The following is a 17960-nucleotide window of genomic DNA, read 5'->3' as shown; positions in this document are numbered from 1 at the left end:
TCAAGGCTACGGTGTTATGTCTGTCTGCTGGTGGGGCAACAGTTCAAACCAAAGGAAATCGAATGTTACCCTGCCAATACCTTCGAAACCAAATCCGGGATTTGCTCAATTATTTTAAGATAAGCCCTGGCCGCAGGGTCCGGCTGCCGTTTTCCCTGCTCCCAATTCCGTAAAGTATAAAGCGACAATCCGAACCGGTTGGCAAATGCGGGCTGTGAAAGCCCCAACTGCTGCCGGATGGCTTTAACGTCAATCTGCTCCGGTATATGAATCCGGTAGGTATCTTGGGCAAGCTCACCCCGGGAAATGGCAAGCGCCTCCTTCATACTATCAACAATCCGGCTTCCGCTCATTTTTTTATCCTCCCTGTTCTATTTTGGAGTGAAAAAAATATATCACCCGAAATCCCCCGCTTTTTCCCGCATCTTCACGGGCCCAACGGACCTTGCGAATCTCGCCAGTTCCCCTGACCAAATCACCAGCCATTGGGTTATAGGCCAGATAATTGACCAAGGTTTCCTGTTCATCATCATCAAGCAGCTTCTTTCCATCCCGTATAAAGGATGGTGTCTCAATGACGGTGACCGGCGCCGATGTAGTTATATGATATATATAAGCCATTGGATTACCCTTGTCAAGAGTCACGGAGTAGATGCGGTACGACATAGTCGCTTAGGGGTGAAAGGAAATTGCTTTGCATAAATGCCTCCGCAAGACATACGGTGGCGGGGGAGGAATTTGCTTTAGTTATAAAATGAAATTCTTAAACAATCCGGTAATGGTTTTCTGTCCAGATACCGGAAAGTGGGGGGCGTGGATATTTTTTTAAATTTGCATTTTTTACAATCTCTCAGAGGCCACGCCAACAACCTGCGCCGTTTGGGTATCAAGTGCCCGTAACCGCAATCGTTGAAGGTTACCTTCTCCGTCTACTCTCCCGGTTACAATTATATTTGCACCGGCAAATTTACCAATAGAAACAGCAGTTTCATCATCGACCTCACCGCTCATTTGAAAATTCTGCTCCCGCCTTAATCTATCCAACTGGCTTCTATCAGTTATGATATAACCATCATTGACCCAGATAAATTCCAGTTCTCCGGCTATATAATCCACTTTTATCAAGCGCCGTAATATACACAATGGCAATTTTTGACTTTGCCGGAACATTTTTCAGGGTTTGTTCGGAGGCGCGTGCCAAGGCGCCTTCAACGCCTGCTGTCGTATTTCTCCCGCTACCGCCCAGTAAAATAACGATTCCACTAGCAAGCCATTCATAACCATAACCTTTGACCTTCTTTACCGTAACCCAACTTATATCTCGAACATCAATATTGTTTTGATAGCTTTTTTTTGCTTCCTCTAATAATCTTGTGTATGCAAGTTGGTCCATCGCCCCAAGGGTAGTATTGGTGCTTATATAACTTACTTGAACCGTTCCAATAGATTCTTCATTGGAAGCCAATGGCTTATAAGCAGGGCGTGGAGTAGTTGCACACGCCAGACCCAAAAAGCCAAAAATCAATAATGCCATTACCGTAATCAAATGCGGTACCCATTTTTTGTTTATCATATTATCCTCCTTCTGACAAATACGTTATATATAATACCTTCCACGAGGGCGCCTATACCCATAAAAAAGAGGTCTAATACGTCAAAGGTTCCAGGAACATTTTTATTCAGTTGAATAATTTCTAACACAATAGCCATTAAGGTAAAAATAATAAAATACAATCTATGTATGTTTATTTTTTTAATCCATATAAAACGGATAAATAATGTTCCTGACAAAAACCATAACCCATCCGGTAAATTATAAACAAATAGTGATTTAATAAAACTTATTTCCGTATTGACAGGTTTATATAACGAATCAATAAAACTCGGTTTAAAAAACCAGTGATATAGTAGTATATCTGAATTTCTAAAGCTCATATAAATTGCTATACCTAAAAAGAGAAAAATAATTGCCAAGATCAAATATGTAGTTTTTATAGCTAACATTCTTTTATGCTTTTTTCCTCTTCATCCGTACTATTTTGCAGTAATACTGTCTTTGTCGGAAGCGAAGGTAATTCCGCCAAATCCCGGACGGTTTTATCCAAAATGCCCCTTCCTCCGGGGCTTATCTTGTGGTATCCCGCTATCAAACGAGCTTGCTTTTCTTTCCTGGTCATATCGTTCATATCCATAAAGAAGCCGAACCGTCAAAATCTAATACAAATGTTCAATAAAAACTATTTTATGTTTCATATAGGATACTTGTCAAGTATCAAGATGTTAATTAAAAGCATTTTACTTGTTACTTACCCTTGTTTTTGTTACCATAGAATAATAGGAAGGTTTTTTGTTGGACTATGACTTTGGGATAAACCAGCGTATTCTCCAAATTCGTAGGGTCTTAGGTTATACGCAGGAAAAATTTTCACATGATATCACTCTAAGTCGGTCTTCTTTGGCTGGAATTGAGGCAAATCATCGTAAAGTCAACGACCGTCTCCTGAAAATAATCTGCATGACCTACGGCGTGAATGAAAATTGGCTTAAAACCGGTGAGGGGGAGATCTTTGATACCGAAAAAGATCCCAAACTGGAGCGGATCATCCGAAATTTCAACAAAATGGACGATCTTTTACAGGATTATGTGTTGAAATACCTGGATTGGCTGGTAGAATACTCTGAAACTGCGCGGGAAACTCCGTTGCAAGTTGCGCCGAAACCCCAGAGTGAAACGCTGAGCAGGCCGCTGCCCTCAAAAAAGCGCAAAAAATAGGGTATACCCAACATATCCGCATATGGTGGGTCACCTTTAGAAGTACCGTTTATTTGTCTATGGCTTTAAAGGATAGTTTGGCTTCAATTTCCTCTGCCCGGTATCCTTGTTTTAAGAGTTCCAGAACCTCGTTTAGAGTTTCCGCCCTGCCTTTCTGCTCGCCTTCTTCCCGCGCTTCTTCCTGCCAAGCCTCTTTTGCCTCGTCCCAGTCCCATTCGCCAAATAGCATGTTTACTACCTCCCCACCATGTTCTTCTAAAAACCGCACGAGTATCCGGTTCTTTATACAATACCGGACCGCCTCAGTTACCGCCTGTTCCAGGGGCATAGCCGTCTCGTTTTCCCGTACCTTCGCGACAAACTGTGCATACCCCGCCAGAGACTCGCTTCTCCGGAGCAGTTCCGTGTTCTGCCCATAATTAATATTATACACCCTGATGATCAGGTCAAGGGAGGTTTTTTCGCCGGCTTCCAACCCTATGAAGGCATCCGAAAGCCGTAGTTCCCGCTTTTCCGGCGCTTCCACGAGTCCATTATACAAGACGATAAATTCCGGTTTGGGGATCTTCACCAAAGCGGTTTTATACAAAGCCCGGCGCTCAACTATTTTCTCATAAACCCGGGCAATATACGACAGGAAACGTAAGGGCATGTTCCAGTTGAGGGTTGACTGGTGTTCTATCACAAATACCAGTTTATCCCCCGGGAAGTGATGCTATGGGCAACATCATAAACTTAAGGATTTTTTAACCACAAAGGCACCGAAGGCGAACAAGTATTTAAGAAAATTCATTCTCCTTTCTTTTATTCTCCTCTTCGCCTTCTGCGACCTTGCGGTTTTTTTTCTTCTTCTTTCTTAATTGTGGGTCAAGTTTAGCTAAGAGACCTACCCCGGCGATCTTGGCGTTTGCACGGTTAGGGACCTATACTATGACCATGACCCATCCAAATTATTCTAACCGGTTTTACCGTTTTTCGTTCCCGGCGCTTACCCTGTTCTGCACGGCCTTGACTTGCCTGGCCCTGGGCGCCTGCGGGAAGGATGCCCGGGCCGGTGGGCCGGTGACGGCGTTTTCCGGGACGGCGGTGTCCGCAGGGAAGATCCCGGCGGAGCTGGCGGAGTACCGTATCGCTTATTACGAGGCGATAGCGGCGGCCGAGACTGAGGGTTCCGGCGGGCTTATTCAGGAGAGTGATGAGCCCTTTACGATTGTAGATTATGGTCCCCGGGGGGATCTGCCCAGCGAAATAAAAAAACCTTCTATATATGTAGTGTTTTCCCAGCCTGTGGTTCCCCTTTCCCGATTGGGGGCGCCTATTCGGGATGGGAAGGCGTTTTTTACGGTGGAACCGGCCCTGGAAGGGGTGTACCGGTGGTATGGGTCCCGGCTTCTGGCTTTTGAACCGGATGCGGAAAGCCTGCCCCAGCGGCGCTATACCGTAACGATTTCGGACCGGCTGCAATCCCTGGGGGGAAAGCGGCTCACCGGGGAACGGTCCTTCAGCTTTGAAACCGAGCGGCTTTCCCTGTTGACCTGGAGTTTGGGGACCGGAGAGCAGTATGTGTTCCCCTGGGATGTGGGACCCGAGGACGGGGGGCTTATCAACCTGATCTTTTCCTACCCCGTCAGTCTAACGGAGATCATGAAGTGGATTGAAATCCGCGGGGCGGGAAGGACCTGGCCCTTTACGGTTTCCCGGCCTGAAATCATCAAGGATTGGGGGTTTCTGCGGGGACGTCCTGCGGCGGCGCCGGAGCAGGGGGTACGGCTTTCCCTGCGGGAACGGCTTCCCCCGGACACGGATGTGGAGATCCGCCTTCTGGTAGGAGCCCGGTCGGAGCCGGACTGGCTGGGATCGAAGGAGAAGCAGCGGGAAAGCTTCCATACCCTGCGGCCCTTTAGGTTTGGACGGTATTCGGTGAGGACCGATTCCAATCCCCGTACCCAGGAGGGGGATACGATCCCCATTTCCCTTGATTTTACCCATGGGATCGATCCTGAGGGGGTGGAGAAATATTTTTCCATCGATGGGATTGGGGCGCTTAAGAAGGAAAATATCCATGTCTATGGGGATAGGGTGGTACTGAACCGGCTTCCCCTGGAATATCAGCATGACTACACGGTGCGGATAGCGGCGGAGCTCAAGGATCTGTGGGGCAGGCAGTTGGGGCAGGCCCAGGCGATTCAGGTAAAGGTTGGGGATGCCAATAGCTACGTGTACTTCCGCAATACCGGGTCTAAGATGCTGGAAGCCGGATTCCCCCCGATGATTGTCTGGGAAGCCCAGAACCCGGTCTCCTTAAAGCGGCGTCTTTCCGCCGCCCGGGGTCCCTATGATCGTGCGGAACCCCCTGTGGAGGATGTGGGCCCGCTTCCCCGGAATTCCAAGCGGTACTTTATGGAAGACCTCAGTCCCTTCCTGGGGAGCGGCGGTAAGGGGAGCGCCGCCCTGAGCTGGGATTACGCAACCCGGTCCTCCTGGGAAGCCGGGAGGGTGTACCGGAACTCCGCCTGGCTTTCCGTGCAGGTTACGGACCTGGGCGTCACCACCCGGTACGGGTATAACCGGGCGCTGGTCTGGGTGACCAGGCTTTCCACTGGGGCGCCCGTAGCGGGAGCGCAGGTGGAGCTCCTCGAGGGAACCGGATTGCAGGTCCAGGGCATAACCAATGCCGAAGGGCTGGCGGTTTTCAATTTTTCCGATGGGGAGTTTGTCCGCCGCTTTAGCCCGCCGGAAACTTCGTCAAATTTGAAGGAAAGCGCCGGAAAGGGACTGCGTATCCGGGTAGTCGAGAACGGCGGCGCCCAGGCCGGCGGGGATGAGCTTGAGTTTGTCCCCAACGACAGCCATAACCTCTGGCGCTTTGGGGTAGATTCTGTGACGAGCCCCTTTAGGGCGGAGCTGCAACAGCCGATGATTTTCCTCTTCACCGACCGGGGCTTATACCGTCCTGGGGAGACCCTGACTTTCCGGGGCATAGACCGCAGCCTTACCCGGGGCCTATACCAGCCCTACCAGGACAAGTATGGCGTAGAAATTTTTGCGCCCGCCGGCAACCGGGCTTTGGCATTTCTTGAGGGGGTAAGTACCGGTACCGGGGGAAGTTCGGGCGCCTTCACCCTGCCCGCGGATCTGGAGCCGGGGCAATATATACTCCGCTATACCCGGCTTTCCAAGGAGAATCCGGGGGTGAAGAACCTCAGTTTCCAGGTGGCGAATTTTGAGCGCCTCCGGGTGGATGGGTCGGTGAGTTTTCCGGATCTGGCCTTCTACCAGGGTGAAACCCTGACGGGGAAACTTTCCGCTTCCTACCTGGCGGGTGGCGCCTTGACCGGAGCCCCCTATTCTTTTTACTGGACCCGGGAACCTGCGGCCTTCAATCCCGGCGGGAACTGGCAATATTGGTATTTTGGTCCTGAAAATAGCGACGGGCGCTCTTTTTTGAGCCGGGGGGAAGGGAATTTAGGCCCCCAGGGGAGCGCTGATATCAGTTTGGTACCCCAGGGCGATGGAGTTGAGGGCGCCGTCTACCGGTACCGGCTGGAAGGGTCGGTACAGGATGCGGGGCGGCAGGAAATTTCCAGCCGGAACGCCGTAACGGTGCATCCCGCTTCGTTTTACATCGCCGCCCGGCTGGATACCGGGACTATGCGGGCGGTCAATTTGGCGGAATCGAAGAATTCCGCCTATTTTCTCGCCGCGGGAAGCCCCGCCACGGTGAGTTGGGCCCTGGTGAATGCCCAGGGCGAAAGCTACCGCTTTCCCGAAAACGGGAAGGGTGAGCTCGCCGTTCAATTTGTGCGTCACGAATGGAAGCAGTCCCGGCAGGCGGGAATAGGCGGCCGGGTGAACCTGCTCTGGGAGCGGGTGGAAACCGTGGTCGAGGAACGGACGGTACGTCCGGCAGCCGCATCCAGCGGTGTGCTGAACTTTACCCCGGACCAGGGCGGTCAGTGGGAACTGCGGCTGCGGAGCCGGGATGCCCGGGACCGGCCCGTGGTTACCCGGCTGAGTTTTTATGTCAGCGGGGCAGGGTGGGTACGCTGGGGTTCGGCGGATGCGGACGCTATCACCCTGAGGACGGACAAAGGGATCTACGCCCCCGGAGAAACAGCAAAACTGTTGGTCCAGTCGCCCCTGCCAAAGGGAAAGTACCTGCTTACCCTGGAACGGGAGGGGATCTTCTCTGAAAAGATCATCGACCTTGATGGTTCCGCCCGGACCATCGACATTCCTATAGAAGAATCTTATGTACCGATTGTATATGCGGCTATTTCGTCCTATACGATCCGGTCCGGGGCCGCTGAGACGAGTTACTACGAACCGGATCTGGATAAGCCCAGGGGGATTTTCGGGATCGCCGCCATTTATGTGGATAACGCAAGCCGTCATTATCAGATTGAGATTGAACCCAGCCAGGGGGTATACGGCCCCGGGGATGATGCCGATGTGCGGCTCCGGGTGACCATGGGGGGCAAGCCCGTTTCGGGGGTGGAACTGAGTTTTATGGCGGTAGACCGGGGGGTGGTGGATCTCATCAATTACCATGTCCCGGACCCGCTTGCGTTTTTCTACAAGCCCAGTAATTTTCCTCTGGGGGTGCGGGGGGCGGACAGCCGGTCCCTGCTTATCGATCCCGTAACCTATGCCCTTTCGGATCTCCAGGGGGGCGATGCTGAGGATGAATCCAAACTTGAAGAGCGTAAGGACTTCCGGCCCACCGCAGTTTTCGAGCCCTACCTGCTCACCGGTCCCGATGGAACAGTGATGGTGCGTTTCAGCCTCCCGGATTCACTGACCACCTACCGCTGTACTGCGGTAGCGGTGGGGCAGGAGGCAGGGTTTGCCGCCTTCGGCATACAGGAGCGGGACCTTAGGGTGAGCGCCCCCATGACGGCCCTCATCGCCGCTCCACGGAAGCTGCGCTGGCGCGATACCGGCCAGGTTTCCCTGATCCTGACGAATCTTGAAAATACCGCGGCGGAAGCCAAGGTTAGCCTGGAAATTGAGGACCTGCCGAAGGATACTCCGGTACTCGTGGTGGACGGTACGGCGGAGCGGACCCTGAATGTGCAGCCCGGCGAGTCCCTTGAGGCGCCTTTCCGGGTGGCGGCGGTGGGTTCCGGGAAGGCCCGGCTTATCTTTACCCTCCGCTCCCGGTCGGTGAACGAGCGGATCATCCGGGAAATCGATATAGACCGGCCCCGGGTTTACGAAACAGTAACGGTGATGGGGAATTTAGGTGAAAATCCTTTTATCGAAGAAGGGGTGGTGATAGGCGGGGAAACAGGAACACTGTCGGTTTCTCTGGCCGCTTCACGGCTGGCCATGCTCAAGGATGCTGTGGGTTACCTTCTGGACTACCCCTATGGCTGCCTTGAACAGTGTACCGCCCGGCTCCTTCCCCTGATTGCCTTTGGGGACAGCCTTGCCGCCCTTCAGCTGGACAGCCCCGTGACGGATATCAGAAAGACTATCGAGGATGAATTGACTTTTCTCGCGAAGAACAAGCTCTCCGACGGGTCCTATCCCTATTGGCCGGGGAACAGCCGGGGGGACTATTTTGTCACCCTTCGTGTGGGGCATATCGCGGCGCTGGCCAGGGAGAAGGGCTATGCGGTTCCCGGCGGTATTGATATCCCCAGGCTCCTCACCTTTTTGAGTTCCTCCGAATCCGCCCGGTACCATCTAACCCGGGACCCCTTTCTCCAGGGCTACAGCCTTTGGGTCAGGGCCATGCTGGGAGAAAGGGTAGGGAGCGAGCTGCGGACCTACCTGAACCGGGGGGACGAGCTGGGTATAAGCGGCATGAGTTTCGCCGGGCTTACCGCTCTGGAACTGGACATGAAGGATCTGGCAGTTACCGCCCGGGACCGGGTAAGGCGTTTCATTCGCCCGGGTACCCGTTCCCTGGACATTACGGATACTGCGGAGTCCCAGATAGCTGGGAATTACTGGAACCGGGAAACCGATAAGTATGCCCTGGCGCTGATGCTCTACCAGTCCATGAATCCCAAGGATGATATGACCACCCGGCTCGCCAACGCCTTGATCGGCAAGCAGCGGCGGGGGCAGGGGAGAGCCGGCTGGTCCGATACGGCCGCAAGCTTCTGGGCTGTCCTCGCCTTTGGGAGGGTCAGCGATACTGAGGCCCTGGACGCCGCCCCCCAGACCGCGCGGGTTTCCCTGGGAGGACATGCTCTGTTTAGCGCGGATTTTGAACCCAGGGGCGGGATTCCGGTTTCCCATATCTTTAGTTTTACTGAACCGCCCCTGGCGGGACTTGAGCGGAATACCCTGCTTCCCCTGCGTATTGAGCGGACCGCCACTGCTCTGAACGCCGAATCAGCGCGGGGAACTTCGTTGCAAGTAGCAGCGCGGCTCTATTACACCGCAAGCCTCCGCTACGGCATTCCCGCGGAACTGGCGGGTGTGCGGGACGAGGGGCTTGGGGTATTTGTGGAAACCCTGGACGCCGACGGCCGTCCGGTAACCGACGGCAGGCTTACTGCGGGGAAGGTCTACACCAGACGGGTGGTGATTTCGAGTCCCCGGGCCCGTTCCTATGTGGCGGTGCGGGTCCCGGTCCCCTCGGGGGCGGAAATTGTGGACGCTTCTTTTGTCAGCAGTTCGACCGTTCCTCCGGAAAACGACACTAATCCTGAGCGGGGCCAATGGATACCCTATGAGCAGCCGCCCCTGCAATTCATCTTTGACGATGAGGTCCGGTTCCACTGGGAGCAATTTCCCCAGGGGAAAAAGGAAGTGGTCTTCCGTTTCCGGGCGGTCATGCCCGGGGTATATCCCACACCGCCTGCGGAGGCGGAGTGTATGTACGAGGGTGAGGTTTTCGGCCGCGCTCCCGGGGAACTAATCGTGATACGGTGAAGATGAAGGATTTTCTTTCCATAAAACTTCGCCGAAGCCATCTTCTTGTTTCAGCGATAGTGCTATCGATAATAGTATTACTGTTTCTGGTATTGTGTTTATCACCCTACCCGGAACTGAAATACTACCGGTCCCGGTCGTACGGCCTGGTGATTAACGATAGAAACGGCGTTACCCTCCGGGTTGTTCCGGCGGATGATGGGGTAAAGCGCGAGTGGGCAAGCCTGGGGGATATTCCCGCCGGGGCGCTCCGGGTATTTATCCGCGCCGAGGACCGCCGCTTTTATTTTCATCCCGGCCTTGATCCAATCGCCGTTGCCGGGAGCGCCCTGCGGAACCTGCGGGCGGGCCGGATCGTTTCCGGCGGCTCCACCATCACCATGCAGCTCGCCCGGCTGATCCGGCCCAGGGGTCCGGGCCTGGGGGGAAAGGCTGCCGAAGCCTGGGACGCCCTTCGCCTGGAAGCCCGGCTTTCAAAGAAGGCTATACTGGAACTCTGGCTCAACGGCATCCCCTTTGGCAGTAATATTGAGGGCCTCCCCGCCATGGCCCGGAACCGGTTTGGGCAGCCCGTTACCCAGCTTGACGACACCAGGGCTGCGCTCCTCGCGGCGGTACCCCGGCGGCCCGGTTTGTACGACCCCGCGCTAAATCCCGAAGCGGCGGTACGGGCGGCGCTGTTCCTGTCGCACCGCCTTAAACTGGGGCTGGATCAAGCGGTCCTGGAAGCCGCCGCCCGGGAAGCTTCCCCCGATGCCGATGGATACCGGGGCACAGAACCCTACTTGCAACGCCGACTTCAGTCGACAAGTTCCCCGCGCAGTCCCTTCTATGCTCCCCACTTTACCGAACGGCTGGCATCGGATTTGAGATCTGGCGGCAATAGTACTATTCATTCCGTACGCAGTACCCTTGACCTGGATCTGCAATCCTACGCGGAAGAATTGCTGCAAAACGAATTGGCCATGCTCACCAACAACCGGGTCAGTAACGGCGCCATACTGGCAATTGATAACGAGACTGGGGCGGTCCGCGTTTATGCTGGTTCCCGTTCGTGGTTTGACGATGGGAGTTCCGGCAAAATAGACGGGATACGGGTATTGAACCAGCCCGGTTCCTGCCTTAAACCGTTTCTCTACGCCATGGCATTGGATACGGGGTTCAGCCCCGCAGAAATACTGCCGGATATCCCCCAGGTCTTTGGCGGCAGCGAAGCCTATATCCCTTCGAACTTTAACCGCCGCTTTAACGGCCCGGTACGGCTGCGGGTCGCCCTGGCATCGTCCCTCAATATTCCTGCGGTATATACCCTGGAGCGGCTTGGGGTGCGGCCCTTCGAGGAATTTCTGGTCGGCCTTGGTTTCGATTCCGTGGCTGCCGCCATGGGTTCCCACGGAACCGGCCTTGCCCTGGGTAATGCCGAGGTCAGTCTTGAGGAACTGGTCCGGGGCTTTGCAGTGTTTCCCCGCCTGGGCGTCCCTGTGGAACTGCAGTTTATTGAAGGTAATCATAGTAACAGTAATACTACACAAGTTATGTCGCCCTATGCAGCCTGGGTCATCTCGGATATACTCTCCGACCGGGGGAGCCGCTTTGTCGCCTTTGGCCCGGCGCCGGTTTTATCTACATCCTTTCCGTCAATGTTTAAAACCGGGACGGCGAATCAGTTTCAGCATATCTGGGCTTTAGGGGCATCGGCGCGTTTTACCGTGGGGGTGTGGATGGGAAATTTTTCAGGAGAGACCGTGGTGGGCCGTACCGGAAGTTCCATCCCTGCCCGGATCGCAGCGGAACTGTTGGCTGCCATGGAACAGTCATCCGGTGGAGGCGGTTTCGGGGAATCCCTGGGGGGGCCTGTCCCGGCAGAGGCGGGGGAAATAGAAATCTGCGCCCTTTCCGGCATGGCCGCGACTCCCTATTGCGCCGGGACACTCCGGGAATGGATCCGCATTAAAGAAACAGCGGGGAGCCGGGGAAAGCAGGAACCCTGTTCTTGGCACCAAGCGGGAGAATTGATATACCCCCCGGAGTATCAAGCTTGGCTTACCGAACGCTTTCGGGCAGGAAATACCGGGCAACGTGGAGCCGCAGGTTACATCCGTCTCCCGGCGCCAGGCTCGGTGTTCTACATTGACCCATCCCTGCCGGAAGATGCGCAGGCCCTGCGGGTAGAAACCGTGGGCTTTGGTATCAACGGTGTCGTGTATGTTGACGATACGCTTCAGGGAAGCCTGAATACCGCAGGGGTCTTCCCGCTGACCCTGAGACGGGGGCAGCACCGGCTTGTGGTGGAGGATGAAAGCGGGGGAAGCGCGACGGTGGATTTTGAGGTGCGGTAGGGGCCTGTTCGCCATAAAATAGAATAGCGTGGATTTTGTTTTTCACACGAAGAACTGTAACAAAAATACGGCGGAGACAGCTGCTATACGCAACAGACCCCGCCGCATTTTTGTTACTGTTCAAAAACAGCGCCTGGCGCTAGTGCCCCCTCCCCGGCAATCTTCGAGGGATGTTCCAGGATTCCGGTCAGGCTTGACTGCTCACCAGCTTCGCGTTGTATGCATCAACCTGTTTCCCTAACGTGAAGAGGTTGATAAACCAGCCGAAGAAAAATATTTGACAGGTAAGAAAATACAGAATGCCAATTCCGTCTTTTTCGAGGTAAAACTTGTGCGCGCTGACGAATCCGAGAAAAAGCCATAAAAGGTACGCGACAAGTTTAGACTTTGCTGCTCCGCTGCTTTTGAAGTCTTTGCCGCAAAAGAACAGAAGCAGCATTGAAACCACGTTTAGAACAAAAGGTCCAATGAAAATTATCAAAAGAAACGCAAGAAGTCCTTTCGTTTCTGCCGGCACAAAAGATATGACCATTGGCAAAATAGATTTGAGAAGACCGCTGTACATTGTCAGTAAACTTTTCAAAAATGGGAACTTTATTAAGGAAACGATAATCAGGATGATGTACAGAATAAAGGGAAGTACAATACCGAGTCCTCCAATAATCGTTGCGATTCTTGCTACGCGGTTAACCTTAAATAACCCAAAGGAAATCAGGGCATTATAGAGGAATGCTATGAGGAACACAATGCCATAGCCTTTTGCCGCTGACACCTGCCCGCTAAGCGCAAAAAATACGATAGCGCAAATTAGAAGCAAAAATGCATCTAGCAGCATGACGAACGCAGGAACCTTAGTTACAATAGAACTGTTGTTCCATTTTTCATTAAAAAAACCCATAATTTTTCTCCTTGTTATTCAATCGAACCAAGCGCTTCTGCCGCTTTAATGGTCAGGGAAGTTAATTTTTGAAGATCCTCAACTGTCCAGACTGGAGTATCCGCGATTTCATTCCCCTTTGTGGTAAATTTCAAGCCTTCGGTTAGCAATGACAAATAGTCATCTTTTTTGGCATTGCTAACTTTAGTGATAAATGCTTCATAACTCTGGAAGAAATCATCTATCGCCTTGCGCGCTTCGTCCTCAAAACGGGTAAGCTCCTTGTCGTAGATCGCCCGGTCTTTTTCAGACAGTTTAGCCAGCGTTGCTTGGATGTCCGCCGCTTTCTTGTCCAGTTCAGCCGCATTTTCCGCACTAAAATCACGCCTCCATTCCTCTCCGGCAAGTTCGTAGGATTGTTTCGCCAGAGCTTTTGGATTTCCACCACCTCCGCAGCTTGTCAGAACCAAAAACGAAAGCACAAGGGCTATCGCTCCCAAATGAAAAAGATTTTTTGTCCCCTTCATAAATCACTCCTTTGCGGTTTTATGTCCCGCCGATAAAAATTTTTACACCTAACCGCTTTAGCGATTAGTTTGATCATTTTTTCATATAAAAAAGTATTTGTCGTGAGTTTGACTACTCATAATTGCAGTGTTTTTTGGGGTGTTTTGTAGGTGGTTACGCACAGTTTAGAGGAACTATTTCTCAAACTCCTCGCCAGGTTCTTTGCCGCGGGGCTTTCGAAACGGCGTTTCAGTATACGGATTTTTCGTCTTTTATACGAGTTTCGGCCCCTATCTCACCTATATCTTCTGCAAATCCGCCCGTGAAGCGATGCCGGTTTTGTAGTAAATGCGGGAAAGGAGGTTTTCTACGGTACGGGGGCTTATACCCAGGGCGGCGGCGATACGCTTGTTACTCTGGCCATCCCTTACGTGCTTGAGTATTTCCGCTTCCCGGCGGGTAAGGAGTGTTTGGGTTTCCGCAGCGTTTTTTAACTTTGGTTCCACCGCTTTGTCCATGGAGACTTCGCCCTGCAGCACCGCCTGGAGGGAGGTTTCGAGTTCTTCTTCACTCCGGTATTTGCAGACATAACCCCGGACACCGAAGCCCAGGGCGGCATTGGCATGGGCGTAGTCGTCAAACTGGGTGTACACAACTATCGGGGGAGTTTTGCCAAACCTTTCCCTCAGCCAGGGGATAAGATCCAGACCCATGGCGTCTTCGTTACAAGTTACGCTATCATGAGCGCCTAGTTGGATGTCAAGGAGCAGGATGTCCGGAAGCGCCGCCAGCTCTGAAAACAGATCCCTGGCTTCTGTAAGATCCGCGGCGATGCCTAACACTTGCCAGCGCCCGGTTCCGGCAAACCATGCGGCCAGTCCTTTACGCATGACTGGGTGATCCTCAATTATAACGATACTGTTCATGGCTTAAACTCCACGGGGGGTATTTTAACGCATACCATAAGGCCGCCGCCTTCTACGCTGATAAAGTCGATATGCGCACCCAGGATTGCTGCCCGCTGACGCATGGTCCGCATACCAAAACCGTCCTCCGCTCCTTCGATTTGCATTCCGCCTCTGCTTTGCAGACCTTCGCCGTCATCAGAAATACTGAACAGCAAGGGCCGCTCTTTTCCAAGAAACCCTCTGGTTTCCGGGCTGCCTTGCCGGGCGACCAGCACAGCTTGTTTTGCATGGGAGTGTTTGCCGATGTTGTTGAGCGATTCCTGGGCGATACGGTAGAGGTGCAGCCGGTGTTCTCCGCTCAGCCCGCTAAAGTCCAGACTTTCTTCTATTTCGACGATACATTCAATTCCGGTACGTTTAACAAAGCTGTCGCATAAAGAAATGAGGGAATCCTTCAGACTGAAGCGGCTAAGATCCGGGGGCATAAGCCGACTGCAAATTTCCCGGATCCGGGCGGCAGCGGGGGTATCCCGCAGATCCGGCAGTACCGTGTCGTGGAGTTCCGCAGCAATGCGCCGCCGCTCGGTTTCCTGGGCTTCCAGCGCCAAAGAGGAAAAAGCCGCGCTTTGGGATTCCCGTTCCCGGGCTTTTCGCATTGCAAGATAGATATAACCGAGAAAAACCATAAGCAGGCTGATAAAAAGCACCAGAAGCCACAACAAACGGAAATATGAATCAAACTCCGAGGAGAATAGGGCACTTTCGGCTGGCATGGCCTTATCATAGCCCATACACATTATCACCTTCAATAGGATACCGGAAGCTGGACAAACGAGAAATAAAGGTTTTTAATACGTCTATGCAGTCTGCTTCAGGCCATAGAACGAAAAATCCGCTTGTTTTGCTTTTTGTATCTATTGCGGGGGCTCTGCTTAATATGCTGATCCAGTATTTTTCACGGGGTTGGCTGGGCATTCCCCTGTTTCTGGACACGGTGCTGACCATGACCGTCACGTTTTACGGCGGGGTGTTCTGGGGCGCCTTAACCGGCGCCCTGACCAATCTGATTGAGCAAAGCCTCCCTTTTTACGGCTGGCTCCCCTATCTGTTCGTCCTCTGCAATATAGCGGTAGCCCTGGTTACTGCCCTCTTTATCCGCTGGTTTCCCCAGGAGCTGAGTATTAACTATACAGAAAAACAACTTTCCAAAAGTCACGGAAAAAGTCTCTGGCAAAGCCAATGGCTCCAGGACCTGATGGGAAGGGCCATTGTGCTTGTCCTTTTATCCTTTGCCCTATGCCTGGTTATAAGCATTCTTGGGGGCTTTTTTGCGGTAATTATTGGGCATTTTAGCCCATCATTGACTACTGCTTCCGTATCCCCTGAACAGAATTTTGCTCTCGCTCTGGAACGAAGACATCTGTCCGCCATTATTGTGTCCATAGGCTCACGTATTCCGATGAACCTGCTTGATCGGCTGATCTCGTCTTTTGCCGGGTATGGGCTGGCGGTGTTACTGGCCTGGGGAAGCAGGAAGCTGGGGAAGCGCAATTTGCAACGAAGTTTCCCGTAACTACATAGCCTTAAGCCCGCGTATATCCTCGATGATAGTTTCACTGCTGGACAGAAGGGAGGCGGATTCTTCCTTAACCTTGAGGATCAGGCTGTTGATTTCGTTCAGGGACTGGATAACCTGATTCCCCCCGCTGCTATGCACCTCCATGGCGTTGTTGATGTGGAGTTCCTCGTTCTTAACGGTGTTGATAAGGCCTACCATGGTGTCAAATTGCTGCTCCGCCTGGCCGGAGGATTCCTTGGAACTGTCGATCAGGGTCTTGATGTTTTTAAGGCTGCCGGCGATTTCCGCCGCCTGCTTGTTGGAATTGTCGGCGAGTTTGCGGATTTCCGAGGCGACCACCGAAAAGCCCTTGCCAACCGCTTCCCCGGCGTGGGCCGCCTCAATAGCGGCGTTCATCCCCAGGATGCTGGTCTGTTCGGCGATGTCTCCGATGACGCTGCAGGCTTCGATGAGCGCGTCCGATTGGGCGGAGACATCATCTATCAGTTCCGCGATGCGGTGCAGCCGGTTTTTCCCTTCCGAGGATGACTCGTTGAGCAGTAAAACTGTTCGGGCGTTCTGTTCCAGGGTTTGATGGATGGAACGGGTATTTTCCACCATCTGCTGTATGGCGGTGGATGAGGAAAGAACATGGTTCGCCGTTTCGCCGATATTGAGCGAAAGGGAGCTGATGCCCCCCAGGTTTTTATTCATTTCTTCCAGGGTATGATCGTAGACCGTGTTGAGCTGCTTTTTGACCGCCTCTTCATTCTGAAGACTTTTTTCAATCTCCACATAGTGCCGGCAGTTTTCCATCTTGTTCAGGCCGTTGATAATAGCCACCGCCATCTGCTCACAATTCCGGTACCCGCAGGCGCCGCAGTTAAGGATATCCTGGCCGGTAGTTTTGTGCATCCTGGTAAAGACCACCTGGATTTGCTGATCGGTAGGATCGATAACCATCTTCTTGAATATCGCCGACCGGTCGGTGTAGGAGCGGCTGTAGAGGCCCTCCTCCCAGTATTTGTCCAGCATCTTTTCCAGCTTGTTCCGGGCGAACAGTTTCTGAAAAATATTTTTGGGCTGATATTTTTTCCGCATCTCCATCTGCCGCTGTTCTATCAGGTATTCCACATCGTCCAGGTGTTTCCCCCGGTTCCCCGTGCCGGGCCCGCCGTTACAGCCCATGGCGCAGTTCAGGCAGTCGATAAGCTTGAATACCGGGCCATTGGAGTTCTTGATAGCCTCCGAAAGGTAGGCCATGTAATGGTAGACCTCGGGGGACCCTTCGATCTTCCGGGTTTTGCTGTTGATATCCTTGTCGTAGCGCTGAACCGTCCGCATGAGCCCCCCGGGGGATGAGAACAGCACCGCCCGTTCCGCCGGGGGGTTATCGTAATCCTGTGCATTATAATTGGCGATAGTATCTTTCTTACTGTCCAGCCAGTTTTGGATAGAATTGAAGGTAACGTTATAGTCCCCGATTCCGCAGGCGTCGAATTCCCGCCGTTTGGAATAGCAGGGGGATATGGCCGCGATCTTACAGTCCGAATATTGGGGATAATATTTCTTGATAGCCTTCATCATGTGCATCATGGGGCTGTCCGCCGGAGCCAGGTAGGGGATCAGTTCGGGGCGGTACATTTCAATGAATGAAACCAGGGTGGGGCAGGGCTGGGAAATAACCGTGAGGGGGTTTTTCTTTTTCATGTAGTCCAGGTAGGACTTGACCGTCAGTTCCGCCCCGAAACTTACGTCAAAAACCGCCTTGACCCCCAAAGATTTAAGGAGTCCGTTCAGTTCCGGGTACTTACCATCAAAACTGGCCGCCACAGCGGGGGCCACGATGGCGACGATTTTATCATCCTTTTTAAGATCCGCCATGAATTCATCAAAGTCATCGATTCCTATCCGCGCTCCGTGGGAACAGACGGTGATACATTCCCCGCAGCCGATGCAGAGGTCGCTGTGGTGGTCCACAATGGCTCCGGACCCGTTGTTGCACATCTTTACCGGGCACACCATGATACAACGGTGGCAGTTGATACATTTATCTTCCAGAACTTTGATAATCGGCCGCATGGTGACGTTTTCCATAAATCCCCGC

General features: G+C 53.0%; 16 protein-coding genes. 4 read left to right on the top strand and 12 right to left on the bottom strand.

Annotation, left to right across the window (positions count from 1 at the left end; all coding sequences use genetic code 11):
* Window positions 1-65: 65 nt before the first annotated feature.
* The 6 genes from LQZ19_RS18480 to LQZ19_RS18455 form a co-directional block, all read right to left on the bottom strand.
* Window positions 66-353 (bottom strand): helix-turn-helix domain-containing protein, encoded by a 288-nt coding sequence (locus LQZ19_RS18480; RefSeq protein ID WP_411049168.1) that lies wholly within the window; start codon window positions 351-353, stop codon window positions 66-68.
* 4 nt (window positions 354-357) lie between these two features.
* Window positions 358-621, bottom strand: coding sequence for a hypothetical protein (locus LQZ19_RS18475; RefSeq protein ID WP_411049167.1), 264 nt, complete (start codon window positions 619-621; stop codon window positions 358-360).
* 219 nt (window positions 622-840) lie between these two features.
* On the bottom strand, window positions 841-1116 hold the full coding sequence (locus LQZ19_RS18470; RefSeq protein ID WP_411049181.1) for a CsgG/HfaB family protein: 276 nt from the start codon (window positions 1114-1116) through the stop codon (window positions 841-843).
* Window positions 1073-1573 (bottom strand): hypothetical protein, encoded by a 501-nt coding sequence (locus tag LQZ19_RS18465; RefSeq protein ID WP_411049166.1) that lies wholly within the window; start codon window positions 1571-1573, stop codon window positions 1073-1075. The genes LQZ19_RS18470 and LQZ19_RS18465 overlap by 44 nt, the downstream gene beginning before the upstream one ends.
* Window positions 1570-2004, bottom strand: coding sequence for a hypothetical protein (locus LQZ19_RS18460; protein WP_411049165.1), 435 nt, complete (start codon window positions 2002-2004; stop codon window positions 1570-1572). Before LQZ19_RS18460 ends, LQZ19_RS18465 begins: the two co-directional genes overlap by 4 nt.
* Window positions 1998-2177 (bottom strand): hypothetical protein, encoded by a 180-nt coding sequence (locus tag LQZ19_RS18455; protein WP_411049164.1) that lies wholly within the window; start codon window positions 2175-2177, stop codon window positions 1998-2000. The genes LQZ19_RS18460 and LQZ19_RS18455 overlap by 7 nt, the downstream gene beginning before the upstream one ends.
* 170 nt (window positions 2178-2347) lie before the next feature.
* On the opposite strand from LQZ19_RS18455, the gene LQZ19_RS18450 reads away from it, so the two are divergent.
* Window positions 2348-2773 (top strand): helix-turn-helix domain-containing protein, encoded by a 426-nt coding sequence (locus LQZ19_RS18450; RefSeq protein ID WP_411049163.1) that lies wholly within the window; start codon window positions 2348-2350, stop codon window positions 2771-2773.
* Between the two features lie 49 nt (window positions 2774-2822).
* Here LQZ19_RS18450 and LQZ19_RS18445 read toward each other — a convergent pair whose 3' ends face one another.
* Entirely contained in the window at window positions 2823-3458 is a 636-nt protein-coding gene (locus LQZ19_RS18445; protein WP_411049162.1) for an RpnC/YadD family protein, read from the bottom strand.
* Between the two features lie 251 nt (window positions 3459-3709).
* On the opposite strand from LQZ19_RS18445, the gene LQZ19_RS18440 reads away from it, so the two are divergent.
* Window positions 3710-9664, top strand: coding sequence for an alpha-2-macroglobulin family protein (locus LQZ19_RS18440; RefSeq protein WP_411049161.1), 5955 nt, complete (start codon window positions 3710-3712; stop codon window positions 9662-9664).
* A gap of 2 nt (window positions 9665-9666) precedes the next feature.
* Window positions 9667-12003, top strand: coding sequence for a transglycosylase domain-containing protein (locus LQZ19_RS18435; RefSeq protein WP_411049160.1), 2337 nt, complete (start codon window positions 9667-9669; stop codon window positions 12001-12003).
* Window positions 12004-12190: 187 nt separating this feature from the next.
* Here LQZ19_RS18435 and LQZ19_RS18430 read toward each other — a convergent pair whose 3' ends face one another.
* From LQZ19_RS18430 to LQZ19_RS18415, 4 genes are all read right to left on the bottom strand, one after another.
* Window positions 12191-12901, bottom strand: coding sequence for a TM2 domain-containing protein (locus LQZ19_RS18430; RefSeq protein WP_411049159.1), 711 nt, complete (start codon window positions 12899-12901; stop codon window positions 12191-12193).
* 14 nt (window positions 12902-12915) lie between these two features.
* Window positions 12916-13407: a hypothetical protein gene (locus LQZ19_RS18425; protein ID WP_411049158.1), complete on the bottom strand. Its 492-nt coding sequence runs from the start codon at window positions 13405-13407 to the stop codon at window positions 12916-12918.
* 279 nt (window positions 13408-13686) lie between these two features.
* Window positions 13687-14313, bottom strand: a complete 627-nt coding sequence (locus tag LQZ19_RS18420) for a response regulator transcription factor (RefSeq protein ID WP_411049157.1) — start codon at window positions 14311-14313, stop codon at window positions 13687-13689.
* Window positions 14310-15068 (bottom strand): sensor histidine kinase, encoded by a 759-nt coding sequence (locus LQZ19_RS18415; protein WP_411049156.1) that lies wholly within the window; start codon window positions 15066-15068, stop codon window positions 14310-14312. The genes LQZ19_RS18420 and LQZ19_RS18415 overlap by 4 nt, the downstream gene beginning before the upstream one ends.
* An 86-nt stretch (window positions 15069-15154) precedes the next feature.
* On the opposite strand from LQZ19_RS18415, the gene LQZ19_RS18410 reads away from it, so the two are divergent.
* Window positions 15155-15868 carry a hypothetical protein gene (locus tag LQZ19_RS18410; RefSeq protein ID WP_411049155.1) on the top strand — a complete coding sequence of 238 codons (714 nt, stop codon included), beginning with the start codon at window positions 15155-15157 and terminating at the stop codon, window positions 15866-15868.
* Here LQZ19_RS18410 and LQZ19_RS18405 read toward each other — a convergent pair whose 3' ends face one another.
* Window positions 15869-17950: a [Fe-Fe] hydrogenase large subunit C-terminal domain-containing protein gene (locus LQZ19_RS18405; protein WP_411049154.1), complete on the bottom strand. Its 2082-nt coding sequence runs from the start codon at window positions 17948-17950 to the stop codon at window positions 15869-15871. It abuts the gene before it with no gap.
* Window positions 17951-17960 lie beyond the last annotated feature (10 nt).

Source organism: Treponema primitia, assembly GCF_046533075.1.
Classification (GTDB): Bacteria; Spirochaetota; Spirochaetia; order Treponematales; family Breznakiellaceae; genus Termitinema; species Termitinema primitia_B.
This window is presented reverse-complemented; position numbering and strand designations above follow the sequence as displayed.